At 74.2% G+C, this 20,304-nt stretch carries 9 protein-coding genes and 1 tRNA gene; 7 read left to right on the forward strand and 3 right to left on the reverse strand.

Annotation, left to right across the window (positions count from 1 at the left end; translation table 11 throughout):
* Positions 1–64: 64 nt before the first annotated feature.
* Entirely contained in the window at positions 65–838 is a 774-nt protein-coding gene (gene cobF, locus ACFV9M_RS20970; protein ID WP_385068837.1) for a precorrin-6A synthase (deacetylating), read from the reverse strand.
* 166 nt (positions 839–1,004) lie between these two features.
* Positions 1,005–1,526, reverse strand: a complete 522-nt coding sequence (locus ACFV9M_RS20975) for a DUF309 domain-containing protein (protein ID WP_385068839.1) — start codon at positions 1,524–1,526, stop codon at positions 1,005–1,007.
* Between the two features lie 100 nt (positions 1,527–1,626).
* Here ACFV9M_RS20975 and ACFV9M_RS20980 point away from each other — a divergent pair.
* From ACFV9M_RS20980 to ACFV9M_RS21010, 7 genes are all read left to right on the forward strand, one after another.
* A tRNA-Pro gene (locus ACFV9M_RS20980) sits at positions 1,627–1,700 on the forward strand.
* Between the two features lie 950 nt (positions 1,701–2,650).
* A complete protein-coding gene (locus tag ACFV9M_RS20985; RefSeq protein ID WP_385068840.1) occupies positions 2,651–4,027 on the forward strand; it encodes an MFS transporter in 1,377 nt (458 codons plus the stop codon).
* A gap of 91 nt (positions 4,028–4,118) precedes the next feature.
* On the forward strand, positions 4,119–5,957 hold the full coding sequence (locus ACFV9M_RS20990) for a fatty acyl-AMP ligase (protein ID WP_385068842.1): 1,839 nt from the start codon (positions 4,119–4,121) through the stop codon (positions 5,955–5,957).
* A complete protein-coding gene (locus tag ACFV9M_RS20995) occupies positions 5,954–12,532 on the forward strand; it encodes an SDR family NAD(P)-dependent oxidoreductase (protein WP_385068843.1) in 6,579 nt (2,192 codons plus the stop codon). Before ACFV9M_RS20990 ends, ACFV9M_RS20995 begins: the two co-directional genes overlap by 4 nt.
* Positions 12,525–14,093 carry an acyl-CoA carboxylase subunit beta gene (locus ACFV9M_RS21000; protein WP_385068845.1) on the forward strand — a complete coding sequence of 523 codons (1,569 nt, stop codon included), beginning with the start codon at positions 12,525–12,527 and terminating at the stop codon, positions 14,091–14,093. Before ACFV9M_RS20995 ends, ACFV9M_RS21000 begins: the two co-directional genes overlap by 8 nt.
* 120 nt (positions 14,094–14,213) lie before the next feature.
* Positions 14,214–15,212 (forward strand): alpha/beta hydrolase, encoded by a 999-nt coding sequence (locus ACFV9M_RS21005; RefSeq protein ID WP_385068847.1) that lies wholly within the window; start codon positions 14,214–14,216, stop codon positions 15,210–15,212.
* Between the two features lie 49 nt (positions 15,213–15,261).
* Positions 15,262–16,482 carry a PucR family transcriptional regulator gene (locus tag ACFV9M_RS21010; RefSeq protein ID WP_385068848.1) on the forward strand — a complete coding sequence of 407 codons (1,221 nt, stop codon included), beginning with the start codon at positions 15,262–15,264 and terminating at the stop codon, positions 16,480–16,482.
* A gap of 116 nt (positions 16,483–16,598) precedes the next feature.
* Here the strand turns inward: ACFV9M_RS21010 and ACFV9M_RS21015 are convergent, their stop codons facing one another.
* Positions 16,599–20,297, reverse strand: a complete 3,699-nt coding sequence (locus ACFV9M_RS21015; RefSeq protein WP_385102504.1) for a tetratricopeptide repeat protein — start codon at positions 20,295–20,297, stop codon at positions 16,599–16,601.
* Between the last annotated feature and the right edge of the window lie 7 nt (positions 20,298–20,304).

The raw sequence follows: 20,304 nt of genomic DNA on the forward strand, positions 1-20,304 counted from the left end.
CACACCCGCCGGCCCGCCCCGCACGCGGGAGCGGTCCGCCCGGGTGCCGCCCCGCGGGCTCTTCTCAGGCGTCGCCGGGGTTGCGGCGCAGCAGATACGTGTCCATGATCCAGCCCTTGCGTTCGCGCGCCTCGGCCCGCAGCCGCTCGATGCGGGGACCGGCCTCGGCGAGGGGGCCGGAGACGAGGATCTCGTCCGGGGTGCCGATGTAGGCGCCCCAGTAGATGTCGATGTCCTCCCCCGCGTACCGCCGGAAGGTCTGGTGGGCGTCGAGCATCACCACCACGTCGTCCACCCCCTCCGGGAAGCCCTCGGCGAGCCGCCGCCCGGTGGTGATCTGCACCGGCCGCGCCACCCGGTTGAGCCCCGTCCGGTGCCGGGCGACGAGCGCCGAGACACTGCTGATGCCCGGCACCACGTCGTACGTGAACGCCACCGTGCCCCGGGCCAGCACCTCCTCCAGGATCCCCAGCGTGCTGTCGTAGAGCGCCGGGTCCCCCCACACCAGGAACGCGCCCTGGTCGTCCTCGCCCAGTTCCTCGGCGATCAGCCGCTCGTAGATGTCGGCGCGGGCGGTGCGCCAGTCGCCGACGGCGGGGGAGTACGCCGCGCCGCCCGCCCGGCGGTCCCGCTCGGGATCGCGCGCCTCCACGATCCGGTACGTCCCCTCCGGTATGTGCGTGTCCAGCATGTCCCGGCGCAGCCGCGTGAGGTCGCTCTTCACCTCGCCCTTGTCCAGGACGAAGAACACGTCCGTGCTCCGCAGCGCCCTGACCGCCTGGAGGGTGAGCTGGTCGGGGTCGCCCGCGCCGATACCGATGACATGAATCTCTCGCACGACCACGAGTCTGCCGTACGCCACTGACAGTGACGGCACCGGATCCCGCCGGCCGCCACCGCGGCCGGGGCGTCGACTCCGCCCGCCACCACCGCAGTCGACGCGTCGCCTCCGCCGCAGACGGCGCGTCGCCTCCGCCGCAGACGGCGCGTCGCCTCCGCCGCCGTCACCGTAGCCGGGGTGCCGCCTCCCGCGCGTCCACCACGGGGTCCGCGCCCTCCACGGCCCCGGCGAGCCCCCGCGCCCAGCCGGCCAGCCCGGCGACGTCGATCCCGTGCGGGTGCCACTGCGCCGCGCCCCGCGCCCACTCCTCCAGCGCCCCGGCGCCGCGCCGCAGCAGCCGGGCGCCGCCCGTGACGTTCCCGCGCGCCGCGTGCGTGAGGCCCACCGCGAGCTGCGCGAGCCCCCGCCACAGGGCGCGCTCCGCCTCGGGGCCCGACTTCCAGGCGTCCTCGAACACCTCGTGGGCGTGGAACGGCTTGCCCGCGTCCAGCAGGGCCTGCGCCTGCGCGACCGTCTCCTGCGGCGTGCGCACCACCCCCTCGGGCTGGCGTTCCACCCCGGGCGCGCCGTACGGCAGCGGCCGCCCCAGCCCGTCCCGGGGCCGGGCGTTGCGCGCCCGCCCCTCCGCGTCCCGGTCCCGCACGCCCGCGGGCCGGTCGTCGTCGCTGTGTCCTGTGCTGCCCATGGGGTGATTGTCCCGCGCCGCAGCCGCCTTCGGCGCAGCGCCCGGTGTGGGGTAAAGTGCTGTTCGCGCGATCACGCGGAGTTCCGCGGGAAGCGCACACCGGGACGTGGCGCAGCTTGGTAGCGCACTTGACTGGGGGTCAAGGGGTCGCAGGTTCAAATCCTGTCGTCCCGACTCGTGAGAGTCGCAGGTCAGGGCCGGTTTTGGAGGAATCCGACACCGGCCCTCGGTCATTTCCGGGAACCAGCGGGGACCGGAGTCCTCGATCGGCGTCGGCGGGTGACGGCGACCGGACTCGGCAGCGGGCCCGCCCGGTGTGCGGGGAGTGGCGCTTCGGCGGCCGTGACCTCGGGTACGTCCGGGACTACGCGCATCCGCCCGAGTCGCCCCCCAGTCGGTCGACGCCCCCCGATGGATATGGCCATCCGCCGTGAGGTCGCGTACGCACGGTGGTGCCGGTGAGCAGGACGCTCATGAACGTGACAGTCCGCTCCGGTGGGCGTGGCATGGGGCGGCGATCTTTTCCCGAGCCCGTTCTCGGTGCCGTGACGGTCCACTTAGTTTTTGCACTCCGCTTTTCCGCTGTGAATCGAGGAGTTCGACGTGCGCCGTGCATTCGTTCCGGGGCCGGCGGTCTTCGCCGCTGACGCGGCGGTGAGCGCCGCGACGCCGGCCGGCCCGCCGGCCCTCGCCGACGAGCAGGTGCCGACCGCGAGGACCTCAGCGGCTCGGGACACCGCGGCACCTGCCCGGTCTGACTGGAGCCGTCGTCCGGGCGCCATGTGAGCCCCGGCCCACGGACCGGCCGACTGTCAACCGCGCGCGTTCTCGGAAGTGGTGGCGAAAGCAGATGTGGCGGCTGTTCCTGCTCTTTCCCCTGCCCGCCCCGGTGGCCGGCGGCATCGCACCGGAATTCCCGTCGTGAGGGCGGCATGCGGCTTCGGTACACGTGGCGTCGGCATCCCCGGGCAGCGGGTGATGCCGCGCTCCGTCGCCGTACGCCCGCGGTCACCGGGGCGGCGCCGACTGGTCCTGATCCCGTCGCCCCGGGGCGGCAACGCGCCGTACCGCATGCGGCCCGCAGCCGCGGACGCACCGGGCACGCCGGCCTTACCGGTGTCGCCATGACGGCCCGACCGTCCTGCCCCCGACCGTCCTGCCCTCGACCGTCTTCCGGCCGGCTGCTGACCGTCATCGCACTGGTCGCGTTCGTGACCACCGCGGACAATTCGGTCCTGGTCGCGGCTCTGACCTCCATGCGGGCCGAACTCGGTCTGGGGATGGCGGGCGCCCAGTGGCTCGGCATCGCCTACATGCTGACCTTCGCCGGGCTGCTTCCGGCCACGGGACCGCTGCTCGACCGCTGGGGTCCGGCGGGGCTGCGGGCAGGGCTGGTGCTCTTCGCCTCGGCGTCGCTGGCCGCCGCGACGGCATCCGACGCCGTCGTTCTCATGGCCGCCCGGGTGGGGCAGGGTGCGGGGGCCGCGATCGTGGTTCCCGGCACCCTGCGGCTGTTGCGCACCGGGCTGCCGGCCCGTCACCGCCCCTTGGGGGCCGCGGTCTGGACCGCGGCCCTGGCCGCCGCGCTCGCGCTGGGACCCTGGCTGGGCGGTGTGCTCACCCAGCACGGCCACTGGTCATGGATCTTCCTGGCCCACCTGCCACCACTGGCCGCCGCGGCGGTCCTGCTCGGCAGGCCGGCGCACGACGGGGCCGAGCCGGTACGCACCGCGATCCCCGTCGGCCCCGCACTGCTCGCGGTCGCCGCGAGCACGGCGCTGATGGCGGCCATCGTGGGCTGGGGCCAGGACTGGACCTGGCTGCCCGTGGCAGTGGGCGCGGCCGCACTGGCGACGCTGGTACGCCACGAACTGCGCAGCGCGACGCCGCTGCTCCCCCGCGAGGTCGTACGGAACTCCGCCGTGCTCGGTTCGGTCGCGGTGCTGCTGCCCTGGGGGATCGGGGTCAGCGGGGCCGTCTACTTCACCCCGATGGTCCATCAGGAGACGTTCGCCCAGGGGCCCGTGGCGGCCAGCCTGCCGCTCGTCGTCATCGCGATCGCGGTGGTGGTCGCCACACCTGCCGTGGTGCGCATGACGAGGCGGTTCGGGGTGCGCGCGACCGTCGCGGCCGGCTGCCTGACGGGCGGCGGCGGATTCCTGGCGCTGGCGGGCACGGCTCATGCTCCCGACCTGCTGTCGCGGGTACCCGGTCTGGTGCTGCTCGGCCTCGGGGCAGCGTGCACCGCCCCTCTGACGGCCCATCCGCTGGACACGGTCGCCGGCCGGGACTCCGGCACGGTCGCGGCACTGCTGACCGCGGCACGCGAGACAGCCGCCGCACTGGGCGTCGCCCTGCTCGGCCTGGTACTGGCCCGGAACGCGGTGGCGGATCTCGCCCACGGCTACGCCACGGCGCTGGTGATCGCGGCCGGGCTCCAAGCCGTCGCCGCGACCGCCGCGCTGACGCTGCTGCGCCCGCCCGAGCAGGCGCCCCCTTGACCCTTCCTCCTCACGTTCCCCTGCGCGTTCCCCACTCACGTTCCCCACTCACGTTCCCCGTCCCGTTCCCTCCACGATTGCCGAGAATCCCATGCACGTGCAACGAGCCGAACCCACCGCCCCCACCGCCGAAGTACCGTCCCCGCAGACGCTGTCCGGCCTGCTGCGCCGATGCGCCGATTTCCGCGGCGACGAACCCGCCGTCACCTACCTCGACCACTCCCGTGTCCGGGACGGCGTGGCCACCACCGTCACCTGGAGAGAGCTCGACGAACGAGCCGACGCCGTGGCCGCCTGGATCCTGCCCCGGGCGTCCGCGGGGGACCGGGCCGCGGTGATGTGCGCCCAGTCGATCGACTATCTCGCGTCGTTCCTCGGGGTGATCCGCGCCGGGCTGATCGCGGTGCCCCTCTTCCCTCCGGGTGACGCCCGGCAGCGGCCGCGGTTGTCCGGCGTGCTCGCCGACTGTGCGCCGGCCCTGCTGCTCACCACCTGGCGCGAGGTCCACGCCGTGCGGGAGTTCGCGGACGCCGAGGGCTTCGCCGAGGGCGCGGTGGTCGCGGTCGACGCGCTGCCCGCCGCCGGCGAGCCGATCGCCGAAACCGTCCGGACCGACCCTGACGACATCGCCTACCTGCAATACACCTCCGGGTCCACCAGGGCCCCGGCCGGCGTCATGGTGAGCCACCGCAACGTCCTCGTGAACTGCCGCCAGGTCGTCGACACCTTCGGCATGCGGTCCGGGCACACCGTCAACGTGTCCTGGCTGCCGCTGTTCCACGACATGGGACTGGTGGTCGGACTGGCCGGCCCCGTGGCGTCGGCGACCCGGTCGGTGCTGATGGACCCGGAGGCGTTCCTGGCCGACCCGGCCCGATGGCTGCGCGCGATGTCGGCCAACCCGGGCGCGATCACCGCCGCTCCGAGTTTCGCCTACGCCTATGCCGCGACGCGTGTCACCGAGGCTGATCGCGCACTGCTGAACCTCGACCACGTCGTCGCACTGATCGACGGCAGCGAGCCGATCCTGCCCGCGAACATCGAGCTGTTCCGGGAGTCGTTCACCGACTGCGGCCTGCCGCCCGACGCCCACCGCCCCGCCTACGGGCTGGCCGAGGCGACCGTACTGGTGTCGGCCTCCCCTGCCGGGGAGGGACCGCGGGTGATCCGCCTGGACCGGGACTCCCTCGCGGCCGGACACGCCGTCGAAGCGGAAGGAGCCACTCCAGGAGGAGCCACTCCAGGAGGAGCCACTGCAGAGGGAGCTACTCCAGGAGGAGCAGAAGGAGCAGAAGGAGCAGAAGGAGCAGCGGGAGCGGCGGGAGTGGCGGGAGTGGTCACGCTGGTCGGTTGCGGTCTGCCGGCCGACCAGCGGATACGGATCACCGACCCGGCCACGGCCGCACCGCTGGCCGCGGGCCGTGTGGGAGAGATCTGGGTCAGCGGCGAGAACGTGGGACTGGGCTACTGGGGCAGACCGCGGGAGACAGCGGCCGTCTTCGTCGAGGACGGGGAGGGCCGCTGGCTGCGCACCGGCGACCTCGGTGTGATCGTCGACGACCACCTCTGCGTCACCGGCCGCATCAAGGATCTGGTGATCCTGGACGGGCGCAACCACTACCCGCAGGACATAGAGATCACCGCCGAGCAGGCGCACCCCGGCGTCCGCAGGCACGCGGTGGCCGCTTTCGGTGTCCCGACCGACGACGGCGAACGGCTGGTCCTGCTGGCCGAGCGGGCCAAGGGCGTCGAGCCGGACGCCGTCCCCGACAGCGAGATCATCGCCACGGTACGGGCGGCACTGACCGACGTACACGGCATCGGACTGCACGCGATGGTGCTGCTGGGGCCGGGAGAGGTTCCGCGCACCTCCAGCGGAAAGATCAGCCGGTCCGGCGCCCGGGCCCGCTTCCTGCGGACCGCGTCATGACGGCCGCGCCGCGCGACGAGCGCGCCTGGCTGCTCTGGTTACGCGATTTAGTGGGCAGCGAGCTGGGGCACGGACTCACCGACGCCGACCTGTCCCGCCCGCTGCGCGAGTGCGGGCTGTCCTCGCGGCAGACGGTCGCCATCGCCGCGGCCGTCGCCCGCCGGGCCGGCCGCGACCTGCCTCCCACCCTGCTGTGGAGCGCGCCCACGGTCACCGACCTGGCGAAGGTGCTCGCCGAAACCGCCGGTCCGGAAGAACGGGTCGAGGCGCACGCGGCCACGGCCGCCTTCCCGCCGGTCGCGGTGGTGGGCCTGGCGTGCCGGGTCCCCGGCGCCGCCACGGCCGAGGCGTACTGGTCCCTCCTGATGGAGAGCCGGGACGCGGTCGGCGAGGTCCCCGCACAGCGCTGGCCACAGGCAGGCGACGACGTGCCGCGACAGGCGGGCGTCCTCGCCGACATCGCCTCCTTCGACGCCGAGTTCTTCGGCATCTCTCCCGAAGAGGCCGCTGTGATGGACCCGCAGCAGCGGCTGCTGCTGGAGGTCACCTGGGAGGCGCTGGCCCACGCGGGGATCCCGCCGGGGCGACTGCGGGGCACGGACACAGGCGTCTGGGTCGGACTGTCGGCCACCGAGTACTCGCTGCTCACCCTCGCCGACGCGTCCCGGGCCGACGCGTGGTCGAGCCAGGGCGCGGCGGGCTCGATCGCGGCCAACCGGCTGTCCTACGCCCTGGGCGTCCACGGCCCCAGCATGACCATCGACACCGCGTGCTCGTCGTCACTGGTGGCGGTGCACCAGGCGGTGCGCGCGCTGGCGCTCGGCGAGGCGGACGCCGCCCTGGCCTGCGGAGTCAATGTGCTGACCACGCCGGGGGTGAGCGCGTCGTTCGCCGCCGCCGGCGCGTTGGCCCCCGACGGGCGGTGCAAACCGTTCGACGCGGCCGCGGACGGCATCGTCCGCGGCGAGGGCTGCGGTGTGGTCGTCCTCAAGCGGCTCGCCGACGCCCGCCGGGCGGGGGACCGGGTCCTCGCCGTGATCCGTGGCGGGGCCGTGAACTCCGACGGCCGCTCCAACGGCCTGCCGGCCCCCAATCCGCTGGCCCAGCGGCGACTGCTGCGGCAGGCGTACGCCTCGGCCGGGGTGCCGCCGTCCACCGTCGACTACGTGGAGGCGCACGGCACCGGCACTCTGCTGGGCGATCCCATCGAGGCGGCCGCCCTGTCGGAGGCCCTCGCCGCCGACCGGGCCGACGACCGCCCGCTGCTCACCGGCTCGGTCAAGAGCAACATCGGCCACCTGGAGGGCGCCGCGGGCATCGCCGGCCTGATCAAGACCGTGCTGGCCCTGCACCACGGCCGCATCCCGGCCAGCCGCAACTACACCGCACCCAACCCCCACATCGACATGTCCCGGCTGCGGGTCGTCACCGAGAGCACCGTATGGCCCCGCCACTCGGGGCAGGCCCGCGCGGGGGTGTCCGCGTTCGGGTTCGGCGGCACGAACGCCCACCTCGTCCTCGAGGAGTGGCCGCGCTCCGCACCACAGGCCGTGCAGCCGCAGCGGCGCCCGGCGGTGATCGGCCTCGGTGCCCCGACCACCGAGCGGCTCGCCCGCGACGCCCGGGCGCTCGCCGACTGGCTGACCGAGCGGGACGTGTCACCGCATCGGCTGGCCGCCGCGCTGGCCCACGGCCGCGACCACGGCACCTGCCGCGCGACGATCGTCGCCACCGAGCGGTCCGGCGTCCTCGCCGCACTGAGCGCCCTCGCCGCCGGCCGCCCCCACGAACTGCTGGACACCGCGCAGCCGTCCCCGGCGCTCGACCGGGCACCGGTCTTCGTGTTCTCCGGCTACGGCTCGCAATGGCCGATGATGGGCGCCAGGCTCCTCCAGGAGGAACCGGCGTTCGCCCGCGCGGTGTCCGAACTGGACCGCCACTACACCGACCTGGCGGGGTTCCCGCTCTCGGCAGCCCTGGGTGAGAACGCGCGGGCCCAGGACTTCCGGGTCCACCAGCCCGCACTGTTCGGCATGCAGCTCGCACTGGCCGAGCTGTGGCGCGCCCACGGCGTGACACCCGGCGCGGTGATCGGCCACTCGATCGGCGAGATCGCCGCCGCCGTCGTGGCGGGAGCGCTGACCGCCCGGGACGGCCTTCGGGTGGTGCTCGCCCGCTCCGCCCTGCTGGCCGACGTCGACGGCGCGGGCGCGGGCGCGATGGCCGCCGTCGAACTGTCGGCGGAAGAACTCACCGAGCTGCGCGAGGCGTTCCCCTCGGTCACCGTCGCCGTCCACGCGTCCCCGACCCAGTGCACCGTCAGCGGACCGCGCGAACAGGTCGCCGCCCTGGTCGCCCACGTCGGCGCGGGCGGCGGCCTGGCACGGATGCTGAAGGTGGGCGGCGCCGGCCACTCGGCGGCCGTGGATCCCCTGCTGGGCCGGTTCCGCGCCGGCCTCGGGTCGATCCACCCCGCCACGCCCACGATCCCCCTGTACTCCACCGTCACCGACGACCCCCGGACAGAAGCCGCCTTCGACGCCGGTTACTGGGCGGCCAACCTGCGCCGTCCGGTCCGGTTCACCCAGGCCGTGGCGGCCGCCCTCGACGACGGCCGCCACGGCTTCGTCGAGGTGTCCGCGCACCCCGTCGCGACGATCGCCGTCGAGCAGACCGCGGCCGGCCGGGAGTGCGCCGCACAGGTGCTGGCGACCGTACGCCGTGACCCGGACCGCTCGACCGGGGGATTCGCCGCCGCGGTGGCGCGCGCCCACGTCCTGGGGCACCCGGACGTCCTGCTCGCCCGGCACCCCGACCGAGTGGTGCTCGACCTGCCCGCGCCGGGCTGGGAACACCGCCCGTACTGGGTCCCGTCCGCCCCGGCGGGCAGGCCCGTCGGTGGCCATCCCCTGCTGGGGGAGGGAAACGAACTGCCCGAAGGCGACGGGCACGTGTGGTTCGGCGACGTCGGGCTCGCCGACCACCCCTGGCTCGCCGATCACGCCGTCGACGGCGTACCGGTCCTGCCGGCCACCGCTCACCTGGAACTGGTGCTCGCCGCCGGGCAGTCGGTGCTCGGTCCGGTCGCGGTGCGCGACCTGGTGCTGCACCGCATGCTTCCGCTGGCCGAGCGGACCCGGGTGTGCCTGCGCGGACGCCGGACCGGCACGGGACTGGCCGTACGCGTGTACGGACCCGTGGGGGACCGGCACGTCCTGCTGGCCGATGCCACCGCGGTGCCGACCCGACGCCACACGGCCGATGCCACCGCCGTGCCGACCCGACGCCACACGGCCGACGTCTTCGCGGTGCCCGGCGGCGACCGGGCCGACGTCTTCGCCGTGCCCGACGGCGACCCGGCCGACGCCTTCCCCGTGCCCGACGGCGACCCGGTCGATGTCTACCGGCGCTTCGACGACGTCGGCCAGCACTACGGCCCGGCGTTCCGGGCGCTGCGGTCGGCCACGGCGTCGGCGGGCACCGCCCGGGCTGATCTCGCCGTGCCCGAACACCTGCGCATCCGCCGCTTCCACCTGCACCCCGCCTGGGCCGACGCCTGCCTGCACGCGCTGGCCGCGGCGGTCGACACGGACGAGGCCGCACGCACGGCCTGGCTGCCGGTCCGCTTCGGCGGCGTCCACGTGTACGGCGACCCCGCCGCGGGCGTACGGGTCCGGGCCAGGCTCGCGCCGGCCGGAGAGGGCGCTGTCCGCCACGGGGACGTACAGGTCCTCGACGCCCGGGACCAGGTGGTGGCGATGTTCGCGTCCGTCGAGTGCGCCCCCCTGCCCGGCGGCGACCTCCCCCTGGGCCTCGACCGGCTCGGCCATCACGCCGTGTGGACACCCCTGCCGCACGACGGGCCGCCCCGGCCAACGGGCCCTCAGGGCACTCAGGTGCTGCTCGACCACGGAGCCGGAGCCGCCTGGACGGCCGAGCTCGCCGACCAGATCACCGCACACGGGGGACGGGTCCACCTGGCCCCGGCGCACCTGGCCCCGGCGCACCGGTCCGCCGCCCGCACAGCCGGCCGCGACAGCGTGGTCCTGGCCATCGACGGCCCGTCCGCACCGCTCGATCCACGAGCGGCCCGCCGGCTCGTCGCCTCGGTCGCGGACACCGTCCGCGCCCTGGCCGAACTCGACACCCCGCCCCGGCTGTGGCTGGTGACCCGGGGCGCCGCCTCGGTCACCGACGACCAGCCCGGACACCCGGGTCGGGCCGCGCTGCGTGCGCTGGTCCGCGTACTCGCCTTCGAACACCCGGAGCTGCGCGCCACCCTCGTGGACCTCGACCCGGCGCCCGACGGGCGGGCCGTCGCGGAGGCGGCCGCCGAGATCCTCGCGGCCGCGCCGGACGACGAGGTCGCGTGGCGCGGCGGCGTACGGTACGTGCGCAGACTGCGGGGCGGCGCGCCCCGGCCGGGCACCCCGCGCACACCGGTCGTACGGCCGGGCTCCTACCTGATCACCGGTGGTCTCACCGGCCTCGGCCTGGCCACCGCCGAGTGGCTGGCCGAGCGGGGCGCGACCCGGCTGGTGCTCGCCGGCCGCCGGCCGCCCGCATCCGCCGCGGCCGAGAGCATCGACCGGATGCGCTCGACGGGCGTCGAGGTGGCCGTGGTCACCGGTGACATCGCCGACTCCGGCACCGCCGACCGCATGGTCGCCGAGGGCGGTGCGGACGGCATCCCGGTCCGCGGCGTGATCCACGCCGCGGGCGCCCTCGACGACGCTGCCGTAATGGCCATGACCGACGGCCAGCTCGACGCCGTCTGGCGGGCCAAGGCCGACGGCGCCCTGCGGCTGCACGAGGCGACGGCGGCGCTCGATCTGGACTGGTGGGTGGACTACTCCTCGGCCGCGGCCCTGCTCGGTTCCCCGGGGCAGGCCGCCTACGCCACCGCGAACGCCTGGCTCGACGCCTTCGGCGCCTACCGGCGCGCGCGGGGTGTCCCGGTGGTCACCGTCCACTGGGGTGCCTGGTCCGGGATCGGTGCCGCCGTCGCGACGGCGGAGTCCGCGGCCGCGCGCCTCGGACCCGTCGAAGGCTTCGCCGCCCTGGGGGAGCTCCTGGCCTCGGGACTGTCCCAAGTCGGCGTGTTCCGGCTGGACCTGAGCTCCGTGCGGGACGTGTTCCCCGACGCCGTGGGCCGGGCCTACTTCGCGGAGCCGGCCGCACCGGCGCCGGCCTCGACGCGGACGGCCGTCGGCGCCACGCCGGAGGCGATCGCCGGCCATCTGCTCGTCGTGTTCGGCGCACTGCTCCGTGCCGACGCGTCATCGCTCGACCCCGACGTGCCCCTGACGTCACTGGGACTGGACTCGCTCACCGCCATGCGGGCACGCTCCACCGTCGAACGCGACCTCGGCGTGCCGCTGCCGCTCCCGCTGCTGCTGCGGGGCGCCTCGACCACCGAACTCGCCGCCGCGCTGGCCGAACGGCTCGCCACCGACACGACGGCGGTGCCCCGGCAGCGGCCGGGCACCGGGAGCGCCCCGGGACCGGAACCGCGCGACACCGCCGAGCGCTGGGTCGCCCGGCACTGGCGCCACGTACTCGGCGCCCACGGCCGTACCGTCGACGTCACGCTGGACACCGCGGGTGCCACGGACGCGGACCTGGCCCGCCTGGCGCACGAGATGACGGCCGCCCTGCCCGGAGACGACCCCGTCCGGCTCACCGGCACGGACACGATCGCCACCGTCGCCGATCTGCTGCGCCACCGGATCGAGGGCGGCGCCGACGGCCCGGTGCGGGTCCTCGCCGACCACGGACAGGAAGCGGCGCTCTTCCTGTTCCACCCCGCGGGCGGCCCCACAGCGGTCTACCGGCCACTCGCCGACCGGATCGGCCGGGCGGCGAACTGCTACGGGCTGGAACGGCTCGACACCCTCGACACCGTGGAGGCCAAGGCCGCCGCCTACGTCGACGAGATCCGCCGCCTGCGCCCCCACGGGCCCTACCGGCTCGGAGGCTGGTCCTTCGGCGGCTGCCTGGCGTACGAGGTCGCGCGGCAGCTGACCGCCGCCGGTGCCGAGGTCGACCTGCTCTTCCTGATCGACGCCATCCTGCCCCTGCCCACCGACGACATCGACCGGGCACGCCTCACCCGCGTCGCGCGTTTCGCCGAGCACATCGAGCACACCTACGGCGTGGCGCTCGACCTGGACGTCCCGGTCCTCGGCGAGGGAACCGACCTCGACCTGTTCGAGCAGGTCGTCGCACGCGTCCGCGAGCGGGTCCCGCAGCTGGGACAGGCCGCCCTGCACCACCAGTACACCTCGTACCTCGACGCGCGCATCGCCGAGGCCTACCGGCCGCGGCCGTACGACGGCCCGGTCCTGCTCTTCCGCGCCGCCGAGCCGCACCCTCTCACCACATCGCTGGACCCGCGCTATCTGCGCACCGACACCGCCCTGGGCTGGGACGCCCTGTGCCCCGGCCTCGACGTCGTCCCCGTCCCCGGAGACCACATCTCCGTGATCGATCCGCCCCACATCGACGTCGTGGCACAGCGGCTGCTCAAGGAACTGGAGTCGATGACACACGTCCCAGGAGGCCACCGTGGCTGACCGCCACTCCGACGGCATCGCCGACCTGCTCGCACGCGACGACGAGGTCCTGCGCGTCAACGAGAAGAGCGCGGGCGAACGCCAGCACGCCAAGGGCAAGCTGACCGCTCGTGAGCGGATCGACCTGCTCGTCGACCCCGGCTCCTTCATCGAGTTCGACCGCTTCGCCCGCCACCGCTGCACCGACTTCGGCATGTCGGACAACCGCCCCTACGGTGACGGCGTGGTGACCGGCCAGGCCACCGTGGACGGACGCCCCCTCTGCCTGTTCTCCCAGGACTTCAGCATCCTGGGCGGCAGTCTCGGTGAGGTCTTCGGCGAGAAGATCCTCAAGGTCATGGACCGGGCCCTCGACATCGGCTGCCCGATCGTGGGCATCAACGACTCCGGCGGGGCCCGCATCCAGGAGGGTGTGACGTCACTGGCGTACTACGCCGAGATCGCCATGCGCAACGTCGCCGCTTCCGGGGTGGTCCCGCAGATCTCCCTGATCCTCGGGCCCTGCGCGGGCGGTGCGGTCTACACCCCGGCCCTCACCGACTTCACCGTGATGGTCGACGAGACGGCGCACATGTTCGTCACCGGACCGGACGTCGTCGCCGCCGTCACCGGCGAACACGTCAGCGCCGCCGACCTCGGCGGCGCCGCCGTCAACAGCGCGGTGTCCGGCAACGCCCATTACCGGGCCGGCGACGAGCACGACGCCGTCGACTGGGTCCGGACCCTCCTGGGGTACCTCCCGGCCAACAACATGGACCCCGCTCCCACCTACCCGTCCACCTCCGGTGACGAGATCACTCCCACCGACCGGGCGCTGGACTCCCTCGTCCCCGGCGACCCCGACCAGTCGTACGACATGCGGGAACTCGTCGCCGCTCTCGCCGACGACCGCGAATTCCTGGAGGTGCACGACGGGTTCGCGCCCAACATGCTCTGCGCGTTCGCCCGCGTCGAGGGCGGCACGGTCGGCGTGGTGGCGAACCAGCCCCGCCACCTCGCTGGAGTCATCGACATCGACGCCTCCGAGAAGGCGGCTCGTTTCGTCCGGTTCTGCGACGCCTTCGGGATCCCGCTGCTCACCCTGGCCGACGTCCCCGGATACCTGCCGGGACTGGCTCAGGAACGAGCGGGCATCATCCGGCGCGGAGCGAAGCTCCTCTACGCGTACGCGGAGGCGACCGTCCCCAAGGTGACCGTGGTGGTCCGCAAGGCCTACGGCGGTGGCTACGCCGTCATGGGCTCCAAACACCTCGGCGCCGACATCAACCTCGCCTGGCCCTCGGCGGAGATCGCGGTCATGGGCGCCGAGGGCGCGGTCGCCGTCCTGCACCGGCGCACCCTGCGGGAGACCGACGCGGGCGACCGCGACCGGATCAGGCAAGCACTGGTGGACGACTACCGGGCGAGAACGGCGTCACCGTATCTGGCCGCCGAGCGAGGCTACGTCGATCGCGTCATACGTCCCGCGGCGACGCGCATCGAGGTGGCGCGGGCCTTTCGATCGCTCCGCTCGAAACGCAGACAACTCCCCGCACGCAAACACGGGAACATCCCGCTGTGAGTTCCGGCCCTTGTCGGGAAAGCCCTTGCCGGGAAAGCCCTTGCCGGGAAAGTTGCTGCCGGGAAAGCCGTTGCCAGGAAAGTCGTCGTCGGGAAAGCCCCTGTCAAGAGAGGAAAGAGCATGAGAATTCCACGCGGGTATCGCGCGGCTGCCGTGGCCCTGCTGGCCGCCGCGCTGACCGTGAGCCCTCTCGTCCCCGCGGCCACGCCCGCCGTCGCCGCGTCCGTGTCCGTGCCCGCCGATGACGGCGCCGCCGTCGTGAACGAGATCCGGATCGACGACCGCACGGTCGACCTGGAGATCGATTCCCCCGCACTCGGCCGGCGAGCGATGGTCCGGGTCCTTCTCCCCGAGGGCTGGGACAGCCGGCCCGACCGGACCTGGCCGACCCTGTGGCTGCTGCACGGCTGCTGCGACGAGGCCGACTACCGCGCGTGGACCCAGTTCACCGACGTCGAGGAGTTCACCGCCGACAAGGACGTGATGGTCGTCATGCCCTCCGACGGGGCGGCCGGAATGTACTCGGCATGGTGGAATTTCGGCCTCGGTCCGAAGCCGGACTGGGAGACCTTCCATGTCACCGAGACGCGGCAGATCCTCGAACGCAACTACCGGGCGGGCACCCAGCGGTCCGTGGCCGGCCTGTCCATCGGCGGATTCGGCGCCATGCACTACGCGTTCCGGCACCCGGAGCTGTTCGGGGCCGCCGCCTCTTACAGCGGAATGCTCAACACGCTGTCCTTCGGTGTTCCCGGGCTGATAAAAGGAATCCTCGTCCGGGAAGGAATCTGGAACTGGACGGCCCTGTGGGGCGAAGAGCGGCTGACCAACGGATTGTGGCGGTCCCACAATCCGTACGACAACGTCGAGTCACTGCGCGGAAAGGCGCTCTACGTCTCGTCCGGAAACGGCCGAACCGGTGATCTCGCGCCGGACGAGGGCGCTGACGCCCTCGAACCCGCCGCCCTGGGCACCTCGAAGCAGTTCGTCGAGAAGCTGGAAGCCAACGGGCTGCCGGTGACCAGCGATTTCTACGGCAACGGCACGCACGACTGGCCCTACTGGGAACGCGCGCTGCACCAGTCCTGGCCCACTCTTGCCCAAGGGCTCGGCATGTGAGACAAGTTGTCAGCAGTAGTTCACACCGTGTCGGCTGGAGGTGCTCGGCGTGGGAAGGAACAACGTCACGGCCCCGATCTACGCCCCTTGGTCCGAGTTGCCGCTCGAGATGGCCCATGTGCTGCGGCCCCGGGCGGACACCATCGCCACCGAAATGATCGAGGTCATCCAGCGCAGCGTGGCCAGCTATCGCGGATCGCTGGAGTCCCCCGTCGGGCGCGACCTGGTCGGCGCGGTCCGGCGCGCGGTGTACCAGTTCGTGGAACTCATCGAGGACCCCGGTCGACCCCAGGACCAGGTCACCGCCTATTTCCGCAGACTCGGCCGCACCGAGTTCTTCGCCGGCCGCGACCTCGACCACCTCCAGGAGGCATACCGCATCGGGGCGCAGGTGGCCTGCCGCTGCTACGTCGAATCCGCCCGTCAGGCCGATCTGCCGCTCTCGGCGGTGCTGCGCCTGGGCGAGGCCGTGCTGGTCCACATCAACGCCCTGGCCAACGAGTCGACCAAAGGCTATGCCGAGGCCAAAGCGGTGGGCACGGACGAGATGGCCGACCACCGCCGCGCGCTGGCCGAGCGTCTGCTCCAGCGCGACCTCGACGGAGGCGCCGCACTGGAGGTCCTGGCCGACAAGGCGCGGTGGCCACTGCCCGAGCAGGTCTCCTGTCTCGTCGTCGAGAACCAGACCACGCCACCGCTCGGGCACCTCCCCGACGTTCTGTTCGTCACTCGCGGCACCGAACTGCGTGCGGTCTTCCCGGCCACGGGCGGACTCGAACGGGAGCAACGCCTGCGGGCGGCGCTTCCCGGGCGGCGCCTGGTCGTGGGACCGGCGGTCCCCCTGGCGGAGGCGTGGCTGTCGCTGCACTGCGCCCGCCTGACGGTGCACCACATCCGCCGGGGCCGCATCGCGGGCGACACGACGCTGGTGAAGGCCGAGACACATCTGACCGACCTCATCCTGCTGGCGGGCGAGCCCGTCAGTGCCCTGGTGGCCGAGCGGCTGACCGATCCCCTGGAAGGACTGTCACCGGGCAAGGCCAAGCGCCTCGAGGAGACGCTGCGTGCCCTGCTCTCCTCCTGGAGCAGGTCCGCGCCGGAGGTCGCCACAGCGCTGGGCATCCATCCCCAGACGGCCCGCAACCGGCTGCGTCAGCTGAGGGAACTCTTCGGAGACCGCCTCGGCGACGCGGACTTCCGCTTCGACGCCGAGCTGGCTCTCCGCCTCCGGGACACGTCGTGCGGACGGGCCGGAGCGGCCGACGCGTGAGGGACGCGGCGACGGTGGCCGTACCGGGCGCGGAAGCCACGACCCGCCGTGCGCGGTCCGGGGGCCGGTCCGCTGACCGCACTGCCGTCCCCGGCCCCCCGCGGCACGGTGCTCCCCTACCGCGCCTGGTCCGGCAGGTACGACTCCAAGGTCACCTCCATCTCGTAGGCGCGCGCCAGCGCCTCTGCGAGCTGGGACAGCCCGCGCATCGTGTCCGGCTTCGGGGTCTCCACCCGGATCAGGCCTCCGCGGTCCAGCAGTCTGCGGAACTCACGCTGGTCACGGATCCTGTCGTCCCCGTCCGGGGTGCCGGGGACGGGGGGCAGGGTGAGGTCCACGTCGAAACGGGGGATCCGCGCCGCGGGCTTCGCCGGATCGTGCCGGCGCGACACCGTCAGCCGGATACCGGCCCACCGGCCCAGCCATTCCGGGACCCGGCGCCACCGGGTCGCGCGCCACCGCTCCCGCCGCTCCCGCTCACGGCGCACGGCGGCCCGGCGGTTGGCGTCCTGGTGCAGCCGCAGCCACCACGCGGCCCCGGCCGCCTCGTCCCAGCCGGCGTACGCGTCCCAGGCCACGTTCGCCGTGTACCGTGTCATGGCCTCGATGGCCTGCTCGTAGTCGGCGGGCCGTTCGCGCGCGAGATCCTGGAGGAGCAGCAGCGCCCGCACCGCCGTACGGACCGCCTGGGCGTGCGAGCCTGCCCCGCTGAGCGCCCCGGCCCGGGTCCCGAGCACCCGGGCCAGCGTGGGACGGTGGATGGTGGGCTGGTCCTCCACCAGGTGCAGCGTCACCCGCAGGCATTCGTCGATGACCCGCACCGCCGCCGAGTAGCGGTTCAGCGCGGTCAGCTCCAGCGCCTGGTTGTGCAGGGACTCCACCAGGGCGGGCAGGTAGGCGTCCGGATGGACCTGGGCGAGCCGGCGCCGGATCAGGACGGCGTGGGTCACCGTCTCCAGGGCGTCCTGACCCGGTGAGCGCCGGTTGGCGAGGTTGTGCAGCGCGCCGGCGAGCAGGGCGAGGTGCTGGCGGGTGGGCCGGTCGCGGACCAGTTCCTCCAGGATCTCCACGGCCTCCTCGCCGGCGCTGAGCGCCTCCACGCGCAGGTTCCGCGAGGCCAGCACCACGGAGAGGTTGCTCAGCGCCTGCGCCAGCCGGGCCCGGTGCGGCATCGCGGCGGCCGCGGTCCGCGTCCCGGCCCCGTCCGCCACCAGCCGCCGGCCGACCTGTACCGCCTCCGTGCAGTCCGCCAGCGCCTCGCGGTACCGGCCCAGTTCGAACAGCGCGCCCCAGCGCACCCCGATCGACTCGGCAAGCAGCGGAAGGTACGCGCCCGGGTCGCTGCGGGCCAGCCCGCGGTACAGCCGTACCGCACGGCCGCCGCGTTCCACGGCGTCCGTCCAGCGCCGTACGGAGCTCAGCCGGACCGCGAGGTTGTGCTCCGCCCTCGCCAGGTCGGCCCGCACCCGGGGCCGGGCGAGGGCGCCGCCCGCGAGGCGGGCCCGGCGGCGGTGCGCGTGGACGAGCCGCCCGGCGATGTCCAGCGCCTGCTCGCCCAGCAGACGGCTGCGGTCCGGCACCGCGGCGTGCAGCACCTCCAGCAGGCCGAGCGGCAGATCGGGCCGCTCGACCAGCCGGTGCAGCGCGTGCAGCAGGAAGCCCGGGTTCTCCGACCGCCCGGCGACCACCACCGCCGGGACGGCCAGGGCGTCGGGGTGGCCGACGATCAGGTCCGCCACCTGCTCCGCCAGATCCGGGCAGGGGCAGCCGGGCTGGGCCTCGGCCCGGGCCAGCACGGTCAGCGCCCGTTCGGCCTCGCGGCCGCTCAGCCGGGGCAGCAGCGAGCCCAGCAGGGCCCTGTTCCCGCGGCACCGCAGGGCCACGTGGTACTCGCCGAGCAGATCGGGTTCCAGGGCGCCCCAGTACGACGCCTCGGTCGGCGGGTACAGCCGGTGGAGCCATTCCGCCGCGGCCCTGATCCGCTCCTCGCCGGCCAGGCCCGGGAGCAGTCCCAGCAGTTCGGCGGCGCGCTGCGGATCGGCGGTCCTGGACAGCGTGGCCGTCGCCACCGCGTCGGCCAGCACGTCGTGGCCGAGGCCGCCGAGCTCGGCCCAGGCGCCGGCGGTCCGCTTCCAGTACCGCCGTTCGTGCCCGAGGAGCTGCGCCCGGACGTCCGGCTCCCGGCCCGGGCGGGGCACCCGTGACGCGGCCGGGCCGGGGCCGCCGGCCGCGTCACGGGTGTCAGTACAGCCGTCCGTGCGGCTGTCAGTACAGCCGTCCGTGCGGCTGTCCGTGCGGCTGTCCGTGCGGCTGTCCGTGCGGCCGTCCGGAGAGCCGTACGGGAAGCCGTCAGCAGGCCCGCCCGCCGGCCGGTCCGCCGGCCGGTCCGCCCGGAGGTCGGCCTCCGTGAGGAGGTGCAGAAGGGCCCGCATGTGCAGATGCAGGGCGGAGCCGTTGTCGAAGTCCCGGTAGGGCCGCGACAGAACCGTCCGCTCGACCGCGGCCCAGTCGACGCGGGCGTACTCGGTCAGCTCCCGCAGCCCGGGCAGCCGCCGGGCCAGCGCCCGCACCGCCCCCTCGTACATCAGGGCGCGCTGCGCGGGCGTCGTGGCGACGTCGCGGAGTTCGACGGTGTGGGCCCCGCTCAGCGTCCCGGCGCTGCGCGCGGTGGCACCCGGGAGCTGCTCCCACCACTCGCCCGCGCTGCGCGCGATCAGCACGATCCGTACGGGATGATGGCCGCCGCGCGCCTCCAGAACCTCCAGCACGTTGCCGATCAGCTCGGGGCTGGTCTCGGCGTAGTCCATGACGAGCAGCATCCGCTGGTCGACGGCGGTCAGCGCCCGCAACCCCCGTACCAGGTCGGCCCGTTCGGCGGCGGACTCGTGCAGCAGCGCGGCGACCCAGCCGCGGGTCGCCATGCGCACCGACAGCTCCCGGGCGAAACGGGACTTGCCCTGGCCGCCCAGCCCGGTGATCAGCCGGGTGGCGAGGCCGCCGCCCTCGGCGCACCAGTCCTCGAAGTCCCGCAGCTCCCGGGCCCGGCCGGTGAAGGGCACCGCTTCGGCCTGCGGGCGCAGCAACTCGGACGGCAGCCGCGGGGCGCGGCTGGGCACGGCGGGTTCGCACAGCGCCTCCAGTTCCACCGCCTCGGCCAGCGGTACGTACCCGGTGCGCCGGGTCAGCAGTGACCGGAACTCCTCCTGGGCCAGCAGCCGGTGCGCCGGTACCGCCTGGAGCTTGCCGTGGTTCCAGTGCGCCGAGTCCACCACCACCACGCCGCACAGCAGCGGGCCGCTCCACAGCGCCGCCCCCGACATCCCGCTCCACGGGGACGCGCCGAGGTCGGCGGGGGCCCGGTCGACACCGAGTTCCCAGCGGTCGGCGATCATCCGGTCCCCGGGGCTCACCGTGCCGGAGACCTGGGCGGTCTCCAGACCGGCGGGGGAGGAGGCCTGGGCCCGGGCGAAGCCCAGGGCGTCGGCGGGCTGTCCCGCCCGCAGGGTCACGAACCGGCCGAACCGCACCGGGGAGTCCGCGACGTCGAGCGGCCAGTCCTCCGGCGCCACCTCCAGCAGGGCCGCGTCGAGGCCCGCCGGCCGGCCGTCCCAGACGACGGCGGCGGGAACGAGCCGCCGGGCGGTGAACAACTGCACCCGCACCCGCGCACCGGCGGCCGGCCCGGCGGTCCCCCGCGGGGGCAGCGCGTGGCCCGCCGTCAGCACCAGGCGGGGCGCGATCACGCACCCCGAACCGACCCGGCCGCCGCTGCCGTCCCCGTCGGCGCGCACGGCGACCAGCCGACTTCTGTTCATGGCGTCC

Source organism: Streptomyces sp. NPDC059895 (assembly GCF_042731035.1).
Taxonomy (GTDB): domain Bacteria; phylum Actinomycetota; class Actinomycetes; order Streptomycetales; family Streptomycetaceae; genus Streptomyces.

Bases quoted from the DNA above. Each gene is read 5' to 3' on its own strand.
- ACFV9M_RS20985 (WP_385068840.1), top strand. From the start codon at position 2,651: ATGACGGCCCGACCGTCCTGCCCCCGACCGTCCTGCCCTCGACCGTCT.
- ACFV9M_RS21005 (WP_385068847.1), top strand. From the start codon at position 14,214: ATGAGAATTCCACGCGGGTATCGCGCGGCTGCCGTGGCCCTGCTGGCC.
- ACFV9M_RS21015 (WP_385102504.1), bottom strand. From the start codon at position 20,297: ATGAACAGAAGTCGGCTGGTCGCCGTGCGCGCCGACGGGGACGGCAGC.
- ACFV9M_RS20990 (WP_385068842.1), top strand. From the start codon at position 4,119: ATGCACGTGCAACGAGCCGAACCCACCGCCCCCACCGCCGAAGTACCG.
- ACFV9M_RS20995 (WP_385068843.1), top strand. From the start codon at position 5,954: ATGACGGCCGCGCCGCGCGACGAGCGCGCCTGGCTGCTCTGGTTACGC.
- ACFV9M_RS20975 (WP_385068839.1), bottom strand. From the start codon at position 1,526: ATGGGCAGCACAGGACACAGCGACGACGACCGGCCCGCGGGCGTGCGG.